This is a genomic window from Pseudomonas sp. 39004, from assembly GCF_028682155.1.
GTDB classification, from domain to species: domain Bacteria; phylum Pseudomonadota; class Gammaproteobacteria; order Pseudomonadales; family Pseudomonadaceae; genus Aquipseudomonas; species Aquipseudomonas capeferrum.
Window position 1 is genome coordinate 17,866 of sequence record NZ_JANIAG010000020.1, and the last position, 19,613, is coordinate 37,478.

Consider the following 19,613-nt stretch of genomic DNA (forward strand, 5'->3'; position numbering starts at 1 on the left):
AGGGTGGGCATGATACCCGCTCTCGGTGACCGGATAAAGATGGATTTGGATAAAATCTGAACAGTTGTCGGCTTATGACTTTGAGCTTCAAGCTGCAAGCTTCAAGCGGCAAGACAAAAGCAGCCGTGGTCTGGCTTCTTGCCTTGTGGCTTGCAGCTAGCCGCTTGTCGCTTATTCCGGCGAGCGGAAGCTGAGGCTGTAGTTCACGGCCTTGGGGCCCGGGTCGAGGATGTCCAGGGCGATGTGGATTGGGGTCTGGCTGGGCATTTCGCCACGCCCGGCCAGTTCGCCGGAGAGGTACTCGCTGGGTTTGAAGCGCCGGCTGGCGATCAATTGGCCATTGAGGTCGGCGAAGCGCAGCTCCAGCAGCGGGAACGGCTGAGCGAAGGGCGCGCGGTTGTAGATGATCGCATCGACGATCAGCGCACCCTTGAAGTCCGGATGGCTGCGCACCACCAGGTTGCTGCTCTTGATGCGGGCGATGTCGACGCGGGTCGGCACCTGGCAGCCGAATACCGGGCACAACTGCTGGAAGATCGGCCGGTACTGGTCTTGGCGGGCCATCTCGTCGAAGTGGAACCAGACGTACTGGAACGCCAGCAGGCCGGCGGCCAACAGCGTCAGGCAGCCCCACAGCAGGCGCTTGCCCCAGTTCGGCTGGGGTTTTTCCCAGCCCAGCTGCAGCGGGTCGTCGACCACGTCAACCAGCGGCTCCTTGCGCGGTGCACGCTCGGGTTTGCTGGACAGGCCTGGCTCCAGGCGTTCGCCGGGCAGCGGCGCGTCAGGGTCGTCGTGACGGGCCGACAGGTGCAGGTCCAGTTCGTCGTCGTCGCGGGCGCTCAGGCCCTTTTCAGGGGGAGCATCATCGCTGGCGGCGAAGTGCTCGCTGACGAACGCATGGTGCTCATCGGCCTCGATGTCCCGGCGTACAGGCGGTTCATCGTCGATGTCCAGGTCCAGATGGCCGCCCAGGGTAGGCTCGGTGCGATCGCCCGGGGCCGGCTCCAGGTCCAGAGGTTCCTGTTCCAGCAGCACCGGTGCAGGCGCGGGCGCCTGCTGCGGCTCGAAGCGGTCGTCGGTGGCGTTGCCGAACAGGGTGTCGGCATGCGTGTCCGGCTGATGCTCGTCACGGCGGGCCTGCAAGCCGTTGTCCGGCTTGACCGGGCGAGCGGCGGCAGGGTCGCCGCGACGTTCAAGGCGGGCCAGCTCCTGGTCCAGGTCCAGTTCATCGAGGGCCTGGGCGGTGAGCACCCAGTCTTCCTCAATGGCGGGTGGGCGCTCGCTGATGGGCGGATCGGGCGTAACCGCAGGCTCGGCGACCGGTTCGGCAGGCGCGGCCGGCACCACGGGGGTGCTGGCGGCATCGGTACGGTTCTGCTCCAGCAGTTGCTTTGCGGCGTTGAACACCTGCAGGCAATGGCCGCAACGCACCACCCCGCGCGCCACACTCAACTGGTGATGGGTGACGCGAAAGCTGGTCTGGCAATGCGGGCACTGGGTGACGAAACTGTCGGTCATGCGGCGATCCGGGGTTGTACAGAGGTTATTCTAGGCCCGCTTAACGGCGGCGACCACTGATGCGCACCCAACCATCGCGTACGGCGATCGGGTCCAGCTCGAAGTCGGCGGCGTATGCAGCGGCCACTTCCTCGCCTTGCTCGGCAAGGATGCCCGACAGTGCCAGCAGGCCGCCAGGGCGAACCAGGCCAGACAACTGTGGCGCCAGCGCGACCAGCGGGCCGGCCAGGATGTTGGCGACCAGTACGTCGGCTTGCATGGCCGGCATGTGCTCGGGCAGGTACAGGGGGAACTGTGCGTCAGCGATGCCGTTGCGCCCGGCGTTGTCGCGCGAGGCTTCCAGCGCCTGCACGTCGATGTCGGTGCCGACCGCTTCGCGGGCGCCCAGCAGCAGCGCCGCGATGGCCAGAATTCCCGAGCCGCAGCCGAAGTCCAGCACGTGGGTGCCTTCGAGTTGCTGGCCGTCGAGCCATTCCAGGCACAGGGCGGTGGTCGGGTGCGTGCCGGTGCCAAACGCCAGGCCCGGGTCGAGCAGCAGGTTGACTGCGTCCTTCTCCGGGGCTTCGTGCCAGCTTGGCACGATCCACAGGCGGCGGCCGAAGCGCATCGGCTGGAAGTTGTCCATCCAGCTGCGCTCCCAGTCCTGGTCTTCGATCACTTCGGCCTGGTGCTCGGGCAGCTCGGCGCCGGTCAGCAGGCGGACGTGGGCGAACACCTGCTCGGGTTCGGCATCGGCCTCGAACAGGGCCAGCAAATGGGTGTGCGACCACAGGGGCGTGGTGTTGAGGTCCGGTTCGAAGATCGGTTGGTCTTCTGCGTCCACGAACGTGACCGAGACGGCGCCGACTTCAAGCAGCGCGTCTTCGTAGGTTTCGGCTTGTTCCGGGCTGATGGCCAGGCGTACTTGCAGCCAGGGCATGGCGGGCACCTTTGGTAAATCGACAGGGGCAGCCCGAGGCTGCGCGAAGGCTGGCAGTTTACGCGAGTGCGCAGGGTTTGTAGAGAAGACCAGGCGCGGACCCTGTAGGAGCGGCCTTGTGTCGCGAATGGGCCGCAGAGCGGCCCCGGCGATGGCAGAGCAAGCACAAGACAGTTGCTCCCACAGTTATCGTGGTGCCTAGACGAAACAGAGCGAAAGCGACTCAGCTATATAGGCAGGCTTGTCTTCATCCTCGATTTCCAACGTTGCAATCGCCTTGAGCAACCATTGCCCCGGCTTCTTCTCCACCACTTCAGCCAGGTCCACCTTCAGCCGCACCTTGCTGTCGACCTTGACTGGCTGGATGAACCGTACGCTGTCCAACCCATAGTTCACCACCATCTTCAGCCCTTGTGGCAGGACCAGGATGTCCTCGATCAGCTTGGGGATCAGCGACAACGTCAGAAAACCATGGGCAATGGTGCCGCCAAAGGGTGTTTTCGCCGCCTTTTCCGGGTCGACGTGAATGAACTGGAAATCGCCTGTGGCCTCGGCAAACAGGTTGATGCGCTGCTGGTCGATCGTCAGCCATTCGGAACGTCCGAGTTCCTTGCCAACGTACTGCGAAAGCTCTGTAACCGGTACATAAGGCATCGCGACTCTCCAGGTTGTCATTTGGTACGAAAGTGCAAGATCAGCACGGCGAACCGTTTCAGTCAAGTTATGCGTTTTTCGGCGAATATCGGCTTATAGCTGCAGCGTGCTTATAATGGCCGCCATGCCCGAGGGAGATGCTTATGCTGTTGCGTGGTTTGACCTGGCTGGTGCTGTTCCAACTGCTGGGTACGGCGATCAATCACCTGTTTGTGCCGTTTTTACCGGGGCCGATCATCGGCTTGCTGTTGCTGCTGGCCTTCCTGATGGCCCGGGGTGAGGTGGGCAAGCCGCTCAACGAGGCTGCCGGCAGCCTGCTGCGTTACCTGCCCCTGTTGCTGGTGCCTCCGGCGGTGGGGGTGATGGTGTATGCCAAGGATATTGCTGCCGACTTCTGGGCGATCGCCGGTGCGCTGTTCATTTCGTGCCTGCTGACCTTGGTATTCGTCGGCGTGCTGATGCAAAAGCTCATCCATCGCCAGGGCAAGCGCGAGGAGCAGCCATGATGCTCGACTGGCAAGGCGTGCTCGACGCGGTCATCCACCACCCCTTGTTTGGTATCGGCATTACCCTGGGGGCTTACCAGGTGGTGCTCGCGGCGTACGAGAAGACCCGCTGGATCTTCCTGCAGCCGGTGCTGGTCTCGATGCTGCTGGTGATCGGGGTGCTGCTCGTGTGTGGCATCGACTACAGCGAGTACCGCAAAAGCACCGAAATCATGAACACGCTACTGGGGCCTGCCACCGTGGCCCTGGCTGTGCCGCTCTATCTCAACCTGCGGCGGATCCGCCAACTGTTCTGGCCGACATTTACTACGCTGGTAGTCGGGGGCCTGTTCGCCACCGTCTGCTGCCTGCTGCTGGGCTGGTGGTTCGGTGCCGAGCACATGATCCTGATGACCATGGCGCCAAAATCGGTGACTTCGCCGATCGCCATGCTGGTGGCTGAGCAGATCGGCGGGGTGGCCGCACTGGCTGCGGTGTTCGTGTTGATCACCGGGGTGATTGGCGCAATCTTCGGCCCGGCGCTGCTGACCCGGCTGGGTGTGCACAGCCCTGAAGCGCGTGGTATGTCGCTGGGCGTTACCGCGCATGCGGTGGGCACTTCGGTAGCCTTGCAGGAGAGTGATGAATGCGGCGCTTTTGCCGCGCTGGCGATGAGCCTGATGGGGGTGGCCACGGCGGTGTTCCTGCCGCTGGCGGTCAGCCTGGTGGCTTGAGGAGTTGTGATGACGCTACCGCTGTTTCCCCTCAATACCGTGCTGTTTCCCGGCTGTTTTCTCGATTTGCAGATTTTCGAGGCGCGTTACCTGGACATGATCAGCCGCTGCATGAAGCAGGGGGCGGGCTTTGGTGTGGTGTGCATCCTTGAAGGCGAGCAGGTCGGCAAGGCGCCGCCGGTGGTGGCTTCGATCGGCTGCGAAGCGATGATCCGCGACTTCGTGCAGCAGGATAACGGCCTGCTGGGGATCCGCGTCGAAGGTGTGCGGCGTTTCAGCCTGGAGCAGACCGAGGTGCAGAAGGACCAGTTGCTGGTGGGCCAGGTGCAATGGCTGCCGGAGTTGGCGGACAGCCCGGTGGGCGAGCCGGACGAAGATCTGCTGGCGTTGCTGGTGGCCTTGGGCGAGCACCCGATGGTCGAGGCGCTGGACATGCCGCGACCGGTGGACGGGCGGCAGGCGTTGGCCAATCAGTTGGCGTACCTGCTGCCGTTCATGGAAGAGGACAAGCTCGATTTGCTGGCGATCGATTCGCCGCAGTTGCGCCTGGAAGAGATCCAGCGGCTGCTGGAGCGCATCCAGGGCGAGTTGTTTGCCTGATGCTGCGGTGCTTCAGTCGGCCTCAGTACTGATAGCGCAGCAGCGCCTGCGGCAATGCGTGCATGGCAAAGAACGCCAGCAACGCAATACACGCCGGCAGCACCAGCCACCACACCCGCAGCGGCAGTGCGGTAAGCGGTTGGCGGTACTGCGACAAGGTCAGGCTCAACGCACAGACGCAGCACGCCAGCAGGGCGCCGGCCAGAATGTCGGTCGGCCAGTGCGCCCCCAGGTATACCCGCGACAAGGCGATCGCCAGGGCGGGGATGCACCCCAGCATCACCCAGGTCAGGCGCATCCGCGGCGGTTGACCGCGCCCGGCCAGCACCGCCATCACCAGAAAGAACGCGAACGACGCCGAGCTGTGGCCGCTGGGCATGCTGTAACTCGTCAGCGGGTCGGTCAGCACCTCGGGGCGCGCGCGGGCGAACAGCCATTTCAGCGTGCCGTTGGCTAGCGCCGTCCCCATCAAGGCGCCGCCGGCAAACAGGGCGTGGCGCCATTGCCGGGCGAGCAGCAGCAGGCCGGTCAGCAGCCCGCCGAGAAAGAACTGGGTGCGAAAATCGCCTAGCCGGGTCACCAGCACCACAACGCCGTCAACGGCCTGGCTGCGGTGCTCCTGCACCAGTGTCATCACGCCCTGGTCGAATTCGTGCAGGTACGGCCAGCCCAGGAATACCCCGGCCAGGGCTGCGAAGCTCATGCCGGCGATCAGTCGTGTTCCATGGCGCTGGTCACGAATGCTGGTGGTCAGGCTAAGGCCGATGATGACTGCCAGAGTGCCGGCGATGATGCCTGCATCCAGCCAGAAGCCTTCCGGTAGCGGCAGACGCATGGCCGCGCCGGTGGCCCAGCCTGGCAGCAGGTAGGCGACCGACCAGCCGGCGCCGGCCACCAGGCTGACGGCGATGAAGCGCGGCAGCGGCATGTCGAACATGCCGGCGACCATTGGCAGCATGGGCCGCAGCGGCCCGATGAAGCGCCCCACCAGCAGGCTGGCGATGCCATAACGCTGGAAGTAGGCCTCGGCGCTGCCGATCCATTCCGGGTGGTGGCGCAGCAGCGGCAGGCGCCGGATGTTCTGGTGGAAATACTTGCCGACGGTGTATGACAGCGCGTCGCCCAGCAAACCGCCGAGAAAGCCCAGCAGCAGGGTTTCGCCCAGGCTGAAGGCGCCGCTGCCGGCCAGCACGGCGACCGCGAACAGCAGTACCGTGCCAGGCACGATGATGCCGGCAATGGCCAGGCATTCAATGCAGGCCACCAGGAAAATCGCCAGGCCAAGCCACTGTGGGTTGGCGCTTAGCCAGCCGGTCAGGCTGTCGAGCCATTGGCCCATGTGTCAGCTTCCTTGTTCGAGTATGAAGAAGTCTTGGCCTTCGACTTGGCCGCGACGCAACGGGTTCCGCGTACAGGCGCGGGCGTATTCGGCGTCGACGAAGCGGTACGGCAGGTGTTCGTCGCGCCCGTGTGGGATGCCCAGGCGGGCGGCCTGGATCACCCGTGGTACGGCGATGCCGCAATCGTCGACGTAGAACCGCTCGGGGTCGAACCGTTGGGCGTCCCAGTGCGGCACTTTCAAGCCCAGTGCACGGCACAGCAGGGTCTGGCCGGCGCACAGGCGCTCGGCCGGGCGCAGGTTGCCGCTGGCATCGGGGTTGTTCAACTGCATCTGCGCCAGGCTGTTGGCGCCTGAGATCGCATCCTGCCAAGGGTAGGCGGATTTGATCAGCACGGCGTTGCCCGGGCCTTGGGCGCTGAAGTTCAGTGAGTCGCCACCGCGGGCGTAGTACATATAGATGTGCCCGCCGTCGAGGAACAGCGCCTTGCGTTTTTCGGTGTAGCCGAGCGATGCATGGCTGCCTTTGTCGGTAAGGTAGTACGCCTCGGTCTCGATGATGCGTGCCGCCAGCCACAGGTCGCCTTGGCGATGGCGGATGACCTTGCCCAGCAGGGCCTTGGCCAGGGTTTGGGCGTCACGGTCGAAAAAGCTGTCGGGCAGGGCTGGCATGCTGGCAGTTCGTCGGTGGAAAGGCGGGGATAATAGCAATGAATGGCTTAATCGAGGCTGAACCAGTGCCCTGATTCATTGGTATCGATATGTTTCGCGCCAGGGTGATTTTTGCCTTGGGAAGCGCGGTGCTCGCCCTCACAGGCACTGAAAATACCAAGCCGAGAACAGCCATTTTCTACCATCCGCCAGCCGCCGCTGGGCGTACACCTGCGCGCCAGTTATAATCAGCCGATTTCCCCTTCGCCAAGACACCGAACCCATGACTGAGTCCGTTCTTGACTACATGACCCGTTTGGGTCGCGCTGCTCGCCAGGCTTCCCGGGTGATCGGCCGTGCCAGCACCGCGCAGAAGAACCGCGCCTTGCAAGCGGCCGCTGACGCTTTGGACGCCGCACGCGCCGAGCTGACCGCCGCCAACGAGCTGGACCTGGCCGCCGGCCGCGGCAATGGCCTGGAGCCAGCGCTGCTCGACCGCCTGGCGCTGACCCCGGCGCGTATCGACGGCATGATCACCGGCTTGCGCCAGGTGGCCAGCCTGGCGGACCCGGTCGGTGCCATCCGCGACATGAGCTACCGCCCATCGGGTATTCAGGTCGGCAAGATGCGCGCTCCGCTGGGGGTGATCGGGATCATCTACGAATCACGCCCGAACGTGACCATCGACGCTGCCAGCCTGTGCCTTAAATCCGGCAACGCGACCATCCTGCGTGGCGGCTCCGAAGCAATCCACTCCAACCGTGCCATCGCCACCTGCATCCAGCGCGGCCTGGCCGAGGCCGGCCTGCCGGCGGCAGTGGTGCAGGTGGTCGAGACCACCGACCGCGAAGCCGTGGGCGCGCTGATCAGCATGCCCGAGTTCGTCGATGTCATCGTGCCGCGCGGCGGCCGTGGCCTGATCGAGCGTATCAGCCGCGATGCGCGGGTGCCGGTGATCAAGCACCTGGACGGCATCTGCCATGTCTATGTCAGCGAGCACGCCGACCTGGACAAGGCCTGGCGCGTCGCCTTCAACGCCAAGACCTACCGCTACGGCATCTGTGGCGCCATGGAAACCCTGCTGGTCGACCAGCGCGTAGCCGAACGGTTCCTGCCGGAAATGGCCCGCCGTTTCCAGGAAAAGGGCGTCGAACTGCGTGGCTGCGAGCGCACGCGTGCGTTCATCGACGCCAAGCCGGCCAGCGAAGACGACTGGCACACCGAGTACCTGGATGCGATCCTGTCGATTCGTGTGGTCGATGACCTGGACCAGGCCATCGAGCACATCAACCACTATGGCTCGCACCACACCGATTCAATCATCACCGAGCACCAGGGCCAGGCCCGCCAGTTCATGGCCGAGGTCGACTCAGCGTCGGTGATGCTCAATACCCCGACCTGCTTTGCCGACGGTTTCGAGTACGGCCTGGGTGCGGAGATCGGTATTTCCACCGACAAGCTGCATGCCCGCGGCCCGGTCGGCCTGGAAGGGCTGACCTGCGAGAAGTACGTGGTGATCGGCGACGGCCAGCTGCGCGGCCAGGAGTCCTGCTGAGTTGAGCAAGGCCCAGGCAGTCCGGCGCATCGGCATTCTAGGCGGCACCTTCGACCCCGTGCACATCGGCCACTTGCGCAGCGCGCTGGAAGTGGCCGAGCTCATGGCGTTGGACGAGTTGCGCCTGCTGCCCAACGCCCGGCCGCCGCACCGCGACACGCCGCAAGTGGCCGCGCAGGACCGCCTGGCGATGGTGCAAAGCGCCGTGCAGGGTGTCGAGCGCCTGAGTGTGGACGCCCGCGAGCTCGCGCGCGACAAGCCGTCTTACACCATCGACACACTGGAGTCGATCCGCGCCGAACTGGGCACGCACGACCAGTTGTTCCTGGTGCTGGGCTGGGATGCCTTTTGTGGCTTGCCAGGCTGGCACCGCTGGGAAGAACTGCTGCAACACTGTCACATCCTGGTGCTGCAACGCCCGGATGCCGACGTAGAACCCCCTGACGAGCTGCGCAACCTGCTGGCTGCGCGCTCCGAGAGCGATCCCACCGCCATGTCCGGCCCGGCGGGAAATATTTCGTTCGTCTGGCAGACCCCGCTTGCGGTGTCGGCTACACAGATCCGACAGCTGCTGGCCAGCGGCAAGTCGGTGAGGTTCCTGGTGCCGGACGCCGTACTGGCCTACATCGAGGCGCACGAACTGTATCGTGTGCCTAACTGACGGTGCTCCGGCACCTCATCCAACAAGTTGAACGAGTTTTATATGAACAAGCAGAAAATTCACGGCGAAGAACTGGTCCAACTGACCATTACCGCGCTGGAAGACGTCAAGGCCCAGGACATCCAGGTCATCGACGTCAGCGAAAAACACAGCCTGACCGATTACATGATCATTGCCACCGGTACCTCCAACCGCCAGATCAGTGCGATGCTGGAAAAGGTCCGCGAAGCGGTCAAGAGTAAGGGCGTTCAGCCGCTGGGCGAAGAAGGCAAGGGCGACAGCGACTGGGTGCTGCTCGACCTGAACGATGTCATTGTGCACATGATGACCGCCGCTGCCCGCCAGTTCTACGACCTGGAGCGCCTGTGGAAGGGTGCCGAGCTGAGCCGTGCTGCCGATGGCAAGCACCACAACCCGGAGCACGCCCACGAGTACTCCGACAAGCTCAAAGACCGGGAATAAGGAAGCGTCGTGCGTCTGCGCCTGATCGCGGTCGGCTCGCGCATGCCCAAGTGGGTCGAGGACGGTTGGCATGAATATGCCAAGCGCCTGCCCCCGGAGCTGTCGCTCGAGCTGGTGGAAATCCCGCTGAATACCCGTGGCAAGAATGCCGACGTCGCTCGCCTGATCCGTCAGGAGGGCGAGGCCATGCTGAGCAAGGTGCAGCCTGGGGAACGCATCGTCACCCTCGAGGTCCATGGCAAGCCCTGGAGTACCGAGCAACTGGCGACCGAGCTGGACCGCTGGCGCCTGGATGCGCGCACGGTGAATTTGATGGTTGGCGGCCCGGAAGGGCTGGCGCCTGAGGTCTGCGCGCGCGCCGAGCAACGCTGGTCGCTGTCGCCGCTGACGTTGCCGCACCCGTTGGTAAGGATACTCATCGGCGAGCAGATCTACCGCGCCTGGACCGTGTTGTCCGGGCACCCTTACCACAAATGAGCCTGTAAGCAGTCCGATGTCGCAGCCGATCCGTCTCAAGGACCACGAGAAAGACGCCCGCCTGGTGCGTAACCGCGTCGTGGTCGGCGCGGTGGCGATCATGCTGCTTATCTGCGTTTTGATCGCGCGGCTGTATTACCTGCAGATCATCCAGTACGACTACCACTCGACGCTGTCGGAGAACAACCGGGTGCATGTGCAGCCGATCCCGCCGACCCGCGGGCTGATCTTCGACCGCAACGGGGTGATCATCGCCGATAACCGGCCCAGTTTCAGCCTGTCCATGACCCGTGAACGCGCAGGGGACTGGCAGGTGGTGCTGGACAACATTGTCGAAGTGCTGGAGCTGACAGCGGACGACCGCGCCCTCTTCGAAAAACGCATGCGCCAAGGCCGCCGGCCGTTCGAGCCGGTGCCCATCCTGTTCGAGCTCAACGAAGAGCAGATTGCGCGGGTGGCAGTGAACCAGTTCCGCCTGCCGGGCGTGGAAGTGGTCGCGCAGTTGGTGCGGCACTACCCGCAGGGTGCGCACTTCGCGCACTCGGTGGGGTATGTCGGGCGCATCAACGAGAAAGAGCTGAAAACCCTGGATCCGGTGAATTACAGCGGCACGCACCATATCGGCAAGACCGGTATCGAGCGCTTCTACGAAGATGCCCTGCACGGTCAGGTCGGTTACGAAGAAGTCGAGACCAACGCCCGCGGTCGGGTGCTGCGGGTGCTCAAGCGTACCGACCCGAAGCCGGGCAAGGACATCGTCCTGAGCCTGGATATCAAGCTGCAGGAGGCCGCCGAAGCGGCCCTGGGCGGCCGGCGTGGCGCGGTAGTTGCGCTCGATCCACGTACGGGTGAGGTGCTGGCGATGGTCAGCCAGCCGAGCTTCGACCCCAACCTGTTCGTCACCGGCATCAGCTTCAAGGCCTATGCCGAGCTGCGTGATTCGATCGACCGGCCGCTGTTCAATCGCGTGTTGCGCGGGCTGTACCCACCCGGCTCGACCATCAAGCCGGCGGTGGCCATCGCCGGCCTGGACAGTGGCGTGGTCAATGCCGGCAGCCGGGTGTTCGACCCAGGCTATTACCAGTTGCCCAACTACGATCACAAATACCGTAACTGGAACCGCTCTGGCGATGGCTGGGTCGACCTGGATACCGCGATCATGCGCTCCAACGACACCTACTTCTACGACCTTGCCCACAAGATGGGCATCGACCGCCTGTCCACCTACATGAACAAGTTCGGCATTGGTCAGAAGGTATCCCTCGACATGTTCGAAGAATCTTCCGGGCTCATGCCGTCGCGTGAGTGGAAGCGCGCCACCCGCCGCCAGGCCTGGTTCCCCGGCGAAACCCTGATTCTCGGTATCGGCCAGGGCTACATGCAGGCCACGCCGCTGCAGCTTGCCCAGGCCACCGCGTTGATCGCCAACAAAGGCGTGTGGAATCGCCCGCACCTGGCCAAGACCATCGAAGGCCAGCCGCCGGTGGACGACAACCCCATGGAAAACATCATCCTGCGGGACAAGTCGGACTGGGCCAAGGTTACCCATGGCATGGAGCAGGTGATGCACGGTGCCCGGGGTACCGCCCGCAAGGCTGCCGCTGGCGCCCAGTACCGCATCGCCGGCAAGAGCGGTACCGCCCAGGTGGTGGCGATCAAGCAAGGCGAAAAATACGACCGCAACAAACTTCAGGAACGCCACCGCGACCACGCCCTGTTCGTCGCCTTTGCACCGGCCGATGACCCGAAGATCGTGATTTCGGTGATGGTCGAGAACGGCGAGTCCGGCTCTGGCGTCGCCGCACCGGTGGTGCGCCAGATCATGGACGCCTGGTTGCTCGACGAGCACGGCCGGCTCAAGACCGAGTTCGCTCCCGCCACCGTTACCCAGGAATCGGCCCTGTGATGAACAATTTCGATCGCATGCTCTCCAGCGAGGATGTGATGCGTCGGCGCGCCAGTTTTCTGCAGCGCATTCATATCGACGGCCCGTTGCTGGTCATTCTGCTGGCCCTCGCGGCCGGCAGCCTGTTCGTACTCTATTCGGCCAGTGGCAAGAACTGGGACCTGCTGCTCAAGCAGGCCACCTCGTTCGGTATCGGCCTGGTGTCGATGTTCGTCATCGCCCAGCTGGAGCCGCGTTTCATGGCGCGCTGGGTGCCGTTGGCCTACCTGACGGGGGTACTGTTGCTGGTGGTCGTGGACGTCATGGGCCACAACGCCATGGGTGCGACGCGCTGGATCAACATCCCGGGGGTGATCCGCTTCCAGCCCTCGGAGTTCATGAAGATCATCATGCCGGCGACCATCGCCTGGTACCTGTCCAAGCGCACCTTGCCGCCGCACCTCAAGCATGTGGCGATCAGCCTGGTGCTGATCGGCGTGCCGTTCATTCTGATCGTCCGCCAGCCTGACTTGGGCACGGCGCTGCTGATTCTCGCCTCCGGTGCCTTCGTGCTGTTCATGGGTGGGCTGCGCTGGCGCTGGATCGTCAGCGTGGTGGCCGCCGCGGTGCCAGTGGCGGTTGCCATGTGGTTCTTCGTCATGCACGACTACCAGAAGCAGCGCGTGCTGACCTTCCTCGACCCGGAAAGCGACCCGCTGGGCACCGGCTGGAACATCATTCAGTCCAAGGCCGCGATCGGCTCGGGCGGCGTATTTGGCAAGGGCTGGCTGCTGGGCACCCAGTCGCACCTGGACTTTTTGCCCGAGAGCCACACCGACTTCATCATTGCGGTGCTGGGTGAGGAGTTCGGCCTGGTCGGCATCTGCCTGCTGCTGATCGTCTACCTGCTGCTGATCGGCCGCGGGCTGATGATCACGGCCCAGGCGCAGACCCTGTTCGGCAAGCTGCTGGCGGGCAGCCTGACGATGACTTTCTTTGTATACGTGTTCGTCAATATCGGTATGGTCAGCGGCCTTCTGCCCGTGGTGGGCGTGCCGCTGCCCTTCATCAGCTATGGCGGAACTTCGTTGGTGACGCTGCTGTCAGCGTTTGGCGTTCTGATGTCGATCCATACGCACCGTAAATGGATCGCACAGGTTTGAATAAGGTGAAGAATTTAATGCAAGCAGTGCGTAACTGGGCTGCCCGTTGTACGCCGTGGATCGGTGCGGTGGGCCTGTTCGGCGCTGTCCAGCTGGCCCATGCCGGCGACTACGATGGCTCGCCCCAGGTGGCCGAGTTCGTTGGCGAAATGGCCCGTGACTATGGCTTTGCCAGTGAGCAGCTGACCGGCGTGTTCCGCGAAGTGCAGCGTAAGCAGTCGATCCTCGATGCCATCTCGCGGCCGGCCGAACGGGTCAAACCGTGGAAGGACTACCGGCCGATGTTCATCACCGACGCGCGCATCGCCCGCGGTGTGGACTTCTGGCGCCAGCACGAAGCGGTGCTGGCCCGTGCCGAGCAGGAATTCGGGGTGCCGGCGCAAGTCATCGTCTCGATCATCGGCGTAGAGACCTTCTTTGGCCGCAATACCGGCAATTACCGGGTGATCGACGCCCTGTCGACGCTGGGCTTCGACTACCCGCCGCGGGCCGAATTCTTCCGCAAGGAGTTGCGCGAGTTCCTGCTGCTGGCCCGCGAAGAGCAGCTTGACCCGCTCACGCTCAAGGGTTCCTACGCCGGTGCCATGGGCCTGCCGCAGTTTATGCCGAGCAGTTTCCGCAACTATGCCGTGGACTTCGACGGCGATGGCCACATCAATATCTGGAACAACCCGGACGATGCCATCGGCAGTGTCGCCAGCTACTTCAAGCGCCATGGCTGGGTGGCCGGCGAGGGCGTGGTCAGCCGTGCCATGGTGCAGGGCGAGCGGGCCGACGAAGGCCTGACCACCGGTATCGAGCCAGTGAAGACGGTCGGAGAGTTGCGGGCGCTGGGCTGGTCAAGTCATGATGCGCTGCGCGATGATCTGCCGGTTACCGCCTTCCGCCTGGAGGGCGAAAACGGCCCCGAGTACTGGATGGGCCTGAAGAACTTCTACGCAATCACTCGCTACAACCGCAGCGTGATGTATGCCATGGCGGTGCATCAGCTTTCGGAACAGCTGGTCCAAGCACGGGGCGTCAAGTAATGCGCGCAATCATCTCTACCAACGCTTTCAAGCTGCTGACTTGCCTCGCCGTCGGCGTGGCCCTGGCCAGCTGTTCTTCCAGCCGCCCGACCCCGCAGAGCAGCGGTAACACCGTGCGCACGCAGCCCGGGCTGGACATCAACCGTGCCCACAAGGACGGTGCGCCGTGGTGGGACGTGGATGTGAACAAGATCCCCGACGCCACGCCGACGGTGCACACTGGCAACTACAAGGCCAACCCGTACACGGTGCTGGGCAAGACCTACTACCCGATGCAGGAGTCGCGCAACTACCGCGCCGAGGGTACCGCGTCGTGGTATGGCACCAAGTTCCACGGGCAGAACACCGCCAACGGCGAGCTCTATGACCTGTACGGCATGAGCGCCGCGCACAAGACCTTGCCGCTGCCGGCCTACGTGCGGGTGACCAACCTGGCCAACGGCCGCAGCGTGGTCTTGCGGGTCAACGACCGTGGCCCGTTCTATTCCGACCGCATCATCGACTTGTCGTACGCGGCGGCGAAAAAGCTCGGCTACGCCGAAATCGGCACCGCGCATGTGCGTGTCGAGGGTATCGACCCGCAACAATGGTGGGCCCAGCGTGGCCAGCAGCCACCGTTGGTGCTGAAGGAGCCTCAGGTCGCGCAGACCCAGTCGATCCCGGCCAGCACCGGCCGCGTCGAGCAGTGGACCCCACCAGCGCAACAGCATGCGGCGCCTGTCGTGCCCGTGCAAGTCGGCGGCAACAATGTGCCGGCGGGCAACGGCGGCAGCTTCCTGCAGGTGGGCGCCTTCGCCAACCCGGACGCCGCCGAGTTGTTGCGTTCGAAGCTGAGCACCATGGTCAGCGCGCCGGTGTTCATCAGCTCCATCGTGCGTAACCAGCAGACGCTGCACCGCGTGCGTCTGGGGCCGATCGGCAGCCAAGGTGAGATCCAGCAGGCGCAAGACAGCATTCGCCTGGCGAACTTGGGGCAGGCCAAGCTGGTCACAGACTGACCTCAGCTACAAGCAACGAGCTGCAAGCTGCAAGCTGCAAGAAGAGCCTGCGCGCGCCCGCTTTGCCTTTTGGCTTGCAGCTGAAGCTTGAGACTCTTGCTGTCGGTTTTGTCATGAATTGCCGGGCGCGCGCATGTACAATGGCCGTTTTTGCCCGCAGCGACATAAAGCCGCACTTCGTGGGCACGGCCCAAGGCCTTAAAACTAGACTGACTGGCGCTGGGTACACGATGTGGCCCAGGGAACATCTCAGACCATTAGCGATTTTCGAGAGACGGATGAACATCACCAACCTTGCCAAACGACTTTGCCTGCCCGTACTGCTGATGATCACGCCTGCTGCTTTCGCGGCAGAGCAAATGATGCCGGCACCACCGCAACTGGCAGCCAAGTCCTACGTACTCATGGACGCGTCCAGCGGCAACGTGCTGGTCGAGAACAACGGTGACGAGCGTCTGCCGCCGGCCAGCCTGACCAAGCTGATGACCGCCTACATCGCCACCCTGGACATTCGCCGTGGCCAGATCGGTGAAAACGATCCGGTTACCGTCAGCGAAAACGCCTGGCGTACCGGCGGTTCGCGCATGTTCATCAAGGTCGGCAGCCAGGTCACGGTCAGCGACCTGCTGCACGGCATCATCATCCAGTCGGGTAACGATGCTTCGGTCGCCCTGGCCGAACACATTGCCGGCAGCGAAGACGCCTTCGCCGACATGATGAACAAGACAGCTGCCGACCTCGGCATGTCCAACAGCCACTTCATGAACCCGACCGGCCTGCCGAACACGGAGCACTACTCCTCGGCGCATGACATGGCCCTGCTGGCGCGTGCGATCATCGACGTCGACCCGGCCCACTATGCGATCTACTCGCAGAAAGAGTTCTTCTGGAACAACATCAAGCAGCCCAACCGCAACCTGTTGCTGTGGCGCGACAAGACCGTCGATGGCCTGAAGACCGGCCACACCGACGAAGCTGGCTACTGCATGGTGGCTTCGGCCGTACGTGACGGCCAGCGCCTGATCGCCGTGGTGTTCGGCACCAACAGCGAGCAGTCCCGTGCCGCCGAGACCCAGAAGCTGCTGACCTACGGCTTCCGCTTCTTCGAAACCCAGACCTTCTACCAGAAGGGCACCGAGCTGACGCAGGCTCCGGTCTGGAAGGGCGCCACCAGCCAAGTCAAGGCTGGCCTGGCCAACGACCTGACCATGACTATGCCTAAAGGCCAATTGAAGCGCTTGCAAGCTTCGATGACCATGAACCCGCAGCTCACCGCGCCGATCGCCAAAGGTGACGTGATCGGCAAAGTAGAAGTCAAACTGGACGAGAACGTGGTTCACAGCGCCGACCTGATCGCCCTCGATGGCGTCGAGGAAGGTGGTTTCTTCCGCCGTATGTGGGATAGCATCCGTCTATTCTTCTACGGGTTGTTCAACTGATAACGTGACCTGCCACGCTCCCGCTGTGCATGCGGGAGCGTTGTTGTTGCCACGGCTTACGAGGCCGTTTCCGCCATGAGCGAACCTGACGTCAAGTCGCACAAGATCGAATTCCCCTGCGCCGATTACCCGATCAAGGTGATCGGTGACACCGTGGTCAATTTCAAGGACACGGTCATCGAGATCTTGAAGAAATATGCTGAGGTCGACATGCAGACCTTGGCCGAGCGCCAGAGCAAGGAAGGCAAGTACACCACGGTGCAACTGCACATCGTTGCCACCAGCGAGGATCAGCTGCACGATATCAATAGCGCCCTGCGTGCTACCGGCATCGTGAAAATGGTGCTCTGATGTCCGCCTGTCTCGGTTTTCGCGATCTCGGCCTGCAGCCCTATGAACCGGTGCTGGAAGCCATGCGTCGCTTTACCGAGCAGCGTGGGCCCGACAGCCAGGACGAAATCTGGCTGGTCGAACACCCTTCGGTCTTTACCCAGGGCCAGGCTGGCAAGGCCGAGCACCTGCTGATCCCGGGCGATATCCCGGTGGTGCAGACCGACCGCGGTGGCCAGGTGACCTACCATGGCCCCGGTCAGCTGGTGGCCTACCTGCTGCTGGATGTACGGCGGCTGGGGTTTGGTGTACGTGAGTTGGTCAGCCGCATCGAGCAGGCCCTGATCGACCTGCTTGCCAGTTACGATGTCCAGGCCGCGGCCAAGCCCGACGCCCCGGGTGTCTATGTCGATGGAGCGAAGATCGCCTCCCTCGGCCTGCGAATCCGCAACGGCCGTTCTTTCCACGGCCTTGCCCTGAACGTGGACATGGACCTTGCGCCATTCCGCCGAATCAACCCCTGCGGCTATGCGGGGCTGGCCATGACCCAGCTACGCGATCAGGCAGGCCCGATCGAACTCAACGAGGTCAGGACAAGGCTGCGCGGACAGCTGGTCAAGCACCTCGACTACGCTGAGCAGACGACCCTCACGGGCGGAATCGACTGAATATGACAACTGTGCAAGAAGCCGTGCCGAACCTGATACCTACCCTGGATGCCACCCCGCGCCCTGCGCCGAAGAAGGTGGAAGCTGGGGTCAAACTGCGTGGCGCCGACAAGGTGGCGCGCATCCCGGTGAAGATCATCCCCACCGATGAGCTGCCGAAGAAGCCCGACTGGATCCGCGTGCGCATCCCGGTTTCGCCCGAGGTAGACCGCATCAAGCAACTGCTGCGCAAGCACAAGCTGCACAGCGTCTGCGAAGAGGCCTCCTGCCCGAACCTGGGCGAGTGTTTCTCTGGCGGTACCGCGACCTTCATGATCATGGGTGACATCTGCACCCGTCGTTGCCCATTCTGCGACGTTGGCCACGGCCGGCCGAAGGCACTGGATGTCGATGAGCCGAAAAACCTCGCGGTCGCCATCGCCGACCTGCGCCTGAAGTACGTGGTGATCACCTCGGTGGACCGCGACGACCTGCGTGACGGTGGTGCCCAGCACTTCGCCGACTGCATTCGCGAGATCCGCGCCTTGTCGCCGGGCGTGCAGCTGGAAACCCTGGTCCCGGACTACCGTGGCCGTATGGATGTCGCCCTGCAGATCACCGCGCAAGAGCCGCCGGACGTGTTCAACCACAACCTGGAAACCGTACCGCGCCTATACAAGGCAGCGCGTCCCGGTTCGGACTACGACTGGTCGCTGGACCTGCTGCAGAAGTTCAAGCAGATGGTGCCGCACGTGCCGACCAAATCGGGCCTGATGCTCGGCCTGGGCGAGACCGACGAAGAAGTCATCGAAGTGATGCAGCGCATGCGCGAGCATGAGATCGACATGCTGACCCTCGGCCAGTACCTGCAGCCCTCGCGCAGCCACTTGCCGGTGCAGCGTTTCGTGCACCCCGACACCTTCGCCTGGTTCGCCGAGGAAGGCTACAAGATGGGCTTCAAGAACGTCGCCTCCGGCCCGCTGGTGCGTTCTTCGTACCATGCCGACCAGCAGGCTCACGAAGCCAAGATCAAGCTCTGAGCCTGGTCTGAGCCACACATGCCGATGCGCGCCGAAAGGCGGCATCGGCATTTTTGTTTTTGTGCCATGCGCTGCAAGGAGTTGCGATGAATTGCGCCGAAACCTTTGAATCCCGCCTGCCCGCCGCCTTGCGGGAAAACGCCTGCTTTGCCATCGTCGCCCCGGCCGGGCCGGCACGGCTGGATGCGCAAAAAGCTAGCCAATGGTTTGCCGAACGTGGCTACCGTTGCCGCATCTACCCGGGGGTGGAACAGGCCCAGGGCTACCTCGCAGGCACCGATCAGCAACGTCTGCAGGACCTACACGATGCCTTCGCCGACCCGGCCATCGATGCGATTGTGTGCATGCGCGGGGGGTACGGCAGCATGCGTTTGCTCGATAGGCTCGATTTTGAGCTCATTCGGCGTAATCCCAAGCCGCTGATCGGCTACAGCGACATCACCGCGCTGCACACGGCCATCTACCGCAAGACCGGGTTGATTAGCTTCCATGGGGCGATGCTCAATGCCGACCTGCTGGGCGCCAAGCAACAACCGACCGAATCGTCGCTGGTGGCCCAGTTGATGGGGCAGGTAGGGGCGGGGGATGCGATCGCTCATCCGCCAGACTTTGCCTTGAGCTGCGTGGTGCCGGGTGTTGCCAGCGGGCGTTTGCTGGGCGGCAACCTGTCGATACTGGGTGCGACCCTGGGCACTGTGGCCCAGATCGATACGCAGGGCTGCATCTTGTTCATCGAAGACGTCAACGAGCCGCTGTTTCGCGTGGATCGTTTGCTGACCCAGTTACGCCTGGCGGGCAAGCTTGCGGGGGTGAAGGGGGTGCTGGTGGGGGATTTCGCCGGTATTACCGTGGCGGCCATGACGCCGTTGCTGCAGGACATTTTCGGGCCGCTGGGTGTGCCGGTGCTAGCCGGGTGGCGCAGTGGGCATTGCGATCCGAATGTGTGCTTGCCGCTGGGGGCCGAGGTGGTGCTGGACAGCGAGAAGATGAGCCTGGTGTTGCAGCAGGATCTGTTCAGGGCTTGATGG

The 19,613-nt window shown here is 63.5% G+C and carries 21 protein-coding genes; 16 read left to right on the forward strand and 5 right to left on the reverse strand.

The genetic code is table 11. The features are described from left to right. Nucleotides 1-171 precede the first annotated feature (171 nt). The 3 genes from NP534_RS05735 to NP534_RS05745 all read right to left on the reverse strand — a co-directional run bounded on the left by NP534_RS05735 (nucleotide 172) and on the right by NP534_RS05745 (nucleotide 3,091). On the reverse strand, nucleotides 172-1,518 hold the full coding sequence (locus NP534_RS05735; RefSeq protein WP_274098087.1) for a DUF3426 domain-containing protein: 1,347 nt from the start codon (nucleotides 1,516-1,518) through the stop codon (nucleotides 172-174). Nucleotides 1,519-1,558: 40 nt separating this feature from the next. After that, nucleotides 1,559-2,437, reverse strand: a complete 879-nt coding sequence (gene prmA, locus NP534_RS05740; RefSeq protein ID WP_274098088.1) for a 50S ribosomal protein L11 methyltransferase — start codon at nucleotides 2,435-2,437, stop codon at nucleotides 1,559-1,561. Nucleotides 2,438-2,635: 198 nt separating this feature from the next. Next, complete coding sequence (locus NP534_RS05745; RefSeq protein WP_274098089.1) at nucleotides 2,636-3,091, reverse strand: MaoC family dehydratase; 456 nt, start codon at nucleotides 3,089-3,091, stop codon at nucleotides 2,636-2,638. A 143-nt stretch (nucleotides 3,092-3,234) separates the two neighbouring features. Here NP534_RS05745 and NP534_RS05750 point away from each other — a divergent pair, with 143 nt between their 5' ends. The 3 genes from NP534_RS05750 to NP534_RS05760 are packed head-to-tail and all read left to right on the forward strand — an operon-like array spanning nucleotide 3,235 to nucleotide 4,910. Continuing rightward, nucleotides 3,235-3,597, forward strand: a complete 363-nt coding sequence (locus NP534_RS05750) for a CidA/LrgA family protein (RefSeq protein WP_033701729.1) — start codon at nucleotides 3,235-3,237, stop codon at nucleotides 3,595-3,597. Beyond that, entirely contained in the window at nucleotides 3,594-4,310 is a 717-nt protein-coding gene (locus NP534_RS05755; protein WP_274098090.1) for an LrgB family protein, read from the forward strand. Before NP534_RS05750 ends, NP534_RS05755 begins: the two co-directional genes overlap by 4 nt. A gap of 9 nt (nucleotides 4,311-4,319) precedes the next feature. Further along, nucleotides 4,320-4,910 (forward strand): LON peptidase substrate-binding domain-containing protein, encoded by a 591-nt coding sequence (locus NP534_RS05760; protein ID WP_033701727.1) that lies wholly within the window; start codon nucleotides 4,320-4,322, stop codon nucleotides 4,908-4,910. A gap of 22 nt (nucleotides 4,911-4,932) precedes the next feature. Here the strand turns inward: NP534_RS05760 and NP534_RS05765 are convergent, their stop codons facing one another. Both NP534_RS05765 and NP534_RS05770 read right to left on the reverse strand, forming a co-directional pair. Then, nucleotides 4,933-6,249 carry a bifunctional DedA family/phosphatase PAP2 family protein gene (locus tag NP534_RS05765; protein WP_274098091.1) on the reverse strand — a complete coding sequence of 439 codons (1,317 nt, stop codon included), beginning with the start codon at nucleotides 6,247-6,249 and terminating at the stop codon, nucleotides 4,933-4,935. 3 nt (nucleotides 6,250-6,252) lie between these two features. After that, the gene (locus NP534_RS05770; RefSeq protein WP_274098092.1) at nucleotides 6,253-6,921 is read right to left on the reverse strand and encodes a DNA-3-methyladenine glycosylase; all 669 of its coding nucleotides are present in this window, start codon (nucleotides 6,919-6,921) and stop codon (nucleotides 6,253-6,255) included. A 262-nt stretch (nucleotides 6,922-7,183) separates the two neighbouring features. Here NP534_RS05770 and NP534_RS05775 point away from each other — a divergent pair, with 262 nt between their 5' ends. From NP534_RS05775 to NP534_RS05835, 13 genes are all read left to right on the forward strand, one after another. Next, nucleotides 7,184-8,455: a glutamate-5-semialdehyde dehydrogenase gene (locus NP534_RS05775; protein WP_274098093.1), complete on the forward strand. Its 1,272-nt coding sequence runs from the start codon at nucleotides 7,184-7,186 to the stop codon at nucleotides 8,453-8,455. Between the two features lies 1 nt (nucleotide 8,456). Further along, nucleotides 8,457-9,116, forward strand: a complete 660-nt coding sequence (gene nadD, locus NP534_RS05780) for a nicotinate-nucleotide adenylyltransferase (RefSeq protein ID WP_033701723.1) — start codon at nucleotides 8,457-8,459, stop codon at nucleotides 9,114-9,116. A gap of 42 nt (nucleotides 9,117-9,158) precedes the next feature. Beyond that, nucleotides 9,159-9,578: a ribosome silencing factor gene (gene rsfS / locus NP534_RS05785; RefSeq protein ID WP_274098094.1), complete on the forward strand. Its 420-nt coding sequence runs from the start codon at nucleotides 9,159-9,161 to the stop codon at nucleotides 9,576-9,578. A 9-nt stretch (nucleotides 9,579-9,587) separates the two neighbouring features. After that, nucleotides 9,588-10,055 carry a 23S rRNA (pseudouridine(1915)-N(3))-methyltransferase RlmH gene (rlmH, locus tag NP534_RS05790; RefSeq protein ID WP_023382530.1) on the forward strand — a complete coding sequence of 156 codons (468 nt, stop codon included), beginning with the start codon at nucleotides 9,588-9,590 and terminating at the stop codon, nucleotides 10,053-10,055. Nucleotides 10,056-10,071: 16 nt separating this feature from the next. Further along, on the forward strand, nucleotides 10,072-11,961 hold the full coding sequence (gene mrdA, locus NP534_RS05795; RefSeq protein ID WP_274098095.1) for a penicillin-binding protein 2: 1,890 nt from the start codon (nucleotides 10,072-10,074) through the stop codon (nucleotides 11,959-11,961). A 38-nt stretch (nucleotides 11,962-11,999) separates the two neighbouring features. Then, on the forward strand, nucleotides 12,000-13,103 hold the full coding sequence (rodA, locus tag NP534_RS05800; RefSeq protein ID WP_050506153.1) for a rod shape-determining protein RodA: 1,104 nt from the start codon (nucleotides 12,000-12,002) through the stop codon (nucleotides 13,101-13,103). A 17-nt stretch (nucleotides 13,104-13,120) separates the two neighbouring features. Beyond that, nucleotides 13,121-14,131, forward strand: coding sequence for a lytic murein transglycosylase B (gene mltB, locus NP534_RS05805; RefSeq protein WP_274098096.1), 1,011 nt, complete (start codon nucleotides 13,121-13,123; stop codon nucleotides 14,129-14,131). Further along, entirely contained in the window at nucleotides 14,131-15,129 is a 999-nt protein-coding gene (locus tag NP534_RS05810) for a septal ring lytic transglycosylase RlpA family protein (protein WP_274098097.1), read from the forward strand. Before mltB ends, NP534_RS05810 begins: the two co-directional genes overlap by 1 nt. Nucleotides 15,130-15,407: 278 nt before the next feature. Further along, nucleotides 15,408-16,568 (forward strand): D-alanyl-D-alanine carboxypeptidase family protein, encoded by a 1,161-nt coding sequence (locus NP534_RS05815; RefSeq protein ID WP_033701717.1) that lies wholly within the window; start codon nucleotides 15,408-15,410, stop codon nucleotides 16,566-16,568. Nucleotides 16,569-16,643: 75 nt separating this feature from the next. Continuing rightward, on the forward strand, nucleotides 16,644-16,919 hold the full coding sequence (locus tag NP534_RS05820; protein WP_033701716.1) for a DUF493 domain-containing protein: 276 nt from the start codon (nucleotides 16,644-16,646) through the stop codon (nucleotides 16,917-16,919). Beyond that, nucleotides 16,919-17,566 carry a lipoyl(octanoyl) transferase LipB gene (gene lipB / locus NP534_RS05825; RefSeq protein WP_033701715.1) on the forward strand — a complete coding sequence of 216 codons (648 nt, stop codon included), beginning with the start codon at nucleotides 16,919-16,921 and terminating at the stop codon, nucleotides 17,564-17,566. Before NP534_RS05820 ends, lipB begins: the two co-directional genes overlap by 1 nt. 2 nt (nucleotides 17,567-17,568) lie before the next feature. Next, nucleotides 17,569-18,585, forward strand: coding sequence for a lipoyl synthase (lipA, locus tag NP534_RS05830; protein WP_274098098.1), 1,017 nt, complete (start codon nucleotides 17,569-17,571; stop codon nucleotides 18,583-18,585). A gap of 86 nt (nucleotides 18,586-18,671) precedes the next feature. After that, entirely contained in the window at nucleotides 18,672-19,610 is a 939-nt protein-coding gene (locus NP534_RS05835) for a S66 peptidase family protein (RefSeq protein WP_274098099.1), read from the forward strand. Nucleotides 19,611-19,613 lie beyond the last annotated feature (3 nt).

Coding starts and splice junctions, on each gene's coding strand:
- NP534_RS05735 (WP_274098087.1), bottom strand. CDS start 1,518: ATGACCGACAGTTTCGTCACCCAGTGCCCGCATTGCCAGACCAGCTTT.
- prmA (WP_274098088.1), bottom strand. CDS start 2,437: ATGCCCTGGCTGCAAGTACGCCTGGCCATCAGCCCGGAACAAGCCGAA.
- NP534_RS05745 (WP_274098089.1), bottom strand. CDS start 3,091: ATGCCTTATGTACCGGTTACAGAGCTTTCGCAGTACGTTGGCAAGGAA.
- NP534_RS05750 (WP_033701729.1), top strand. CDS start 3,235: ATGCTGTTGCGTGGTTTGACCTGGCTGGTGCTGTTCCAACTGCTGGGT.
- NP534_RS05755 (WP_274098090.1), top strand. CDS start 3,594: ATGATGCTCGACTGGCAAGGCGTGCTCGACGCGGTCATCCACCACCCC.
- NP534_RS05760 (WP_033701727.1), top strand. CDS start 4,320: ATGACGCTACCGCTGTTTCCCCTCAATACCGTGCTGTTTCCCGGCTGT.
- NP534_RS05765 (WP_274098091.1), bottom strand. CDS start 6,249: ATGGGCCAATGGCTCGACAGCCTGACCGGCTGGCTAAGCGCCAACCCA.
- NP534_RS05770 (WP_274098092.1), bottom strand. CDS start 6,921: ATGCCAGCCCTGCCCGACAGCTTTTTCGACCGTGACGCCCAAACCCTG.
- NP534_RS05775 (WP_274098093.1), top strand. CDS start 7,184: ATGACTGAGTCCGTTCTTGACTACATGACCCGTTTGGGTCGCGCTGCT.
- rsfS (WP_274098094.1), top strand. CDS start 9,159: ATGAACAAGCAGAAAATTCACGGCGAAGAACTGGTCCAACTGACCATT.
- mrdA (WP_274098095.1), top strand. CDS start 10,072: ATGTCGCAGCCGATCCGTCTCAAGGACCACGAGAAAGACGCCCGCCTG.
- rodA (WP_050506153.1), top strand. CDS start 12,000: ATGCGTCGGCGCGCCAGTTTTCTGCAGCGCATTCATATCGACGGCCCG.
- mltB (WP_274098096.1), top strand. CDS start 13,121: ATGCAAGCAGTGCGTAACTGGGCTGCCCGTTGTACGCCGTGGATCGGT.
- NP534_RS05810 (WP_274098097.1), top strand. CDS start 14,131: ATGCGCGCAATCATCTCTACCAACGCTTTCAAGCTGCTGACTTGCCTC.
- NP534_RS05815 (WP_033701717.1), top strand. CDS start 15,408: ATGAACATCACCAACCTTGCCAAACGACTTTGCCTGCCCGTACTGCTG.
- NP534_RS05820 (WP_033701716.1), top strand. CDS start 16,644: ATGAGCGAACCTGACGTCAAGTCGCACAAGATCGAATTCCCCTGCGCC.
- lipB (WP_033701715.1), top strand. CDS start 16,919: ATGTCCGCCTGTCTCGGTTTTCGCGATCTCGGCCTGCAGCCCTATGAA.
- lipA (WP_274098098.1), top strand. CDS start 17,569: ATGACAACTGTGCAAGAAGCCGTGCCGAACCTGATACCTACCCTGGAT.
- NP534_RS05835 (WP_274098099.1), top strand. CDS start 18,672: ATGAATTGCGCCGAAACCTTTGAATCCCGCCTGCCCGCCGCCTTGCGG.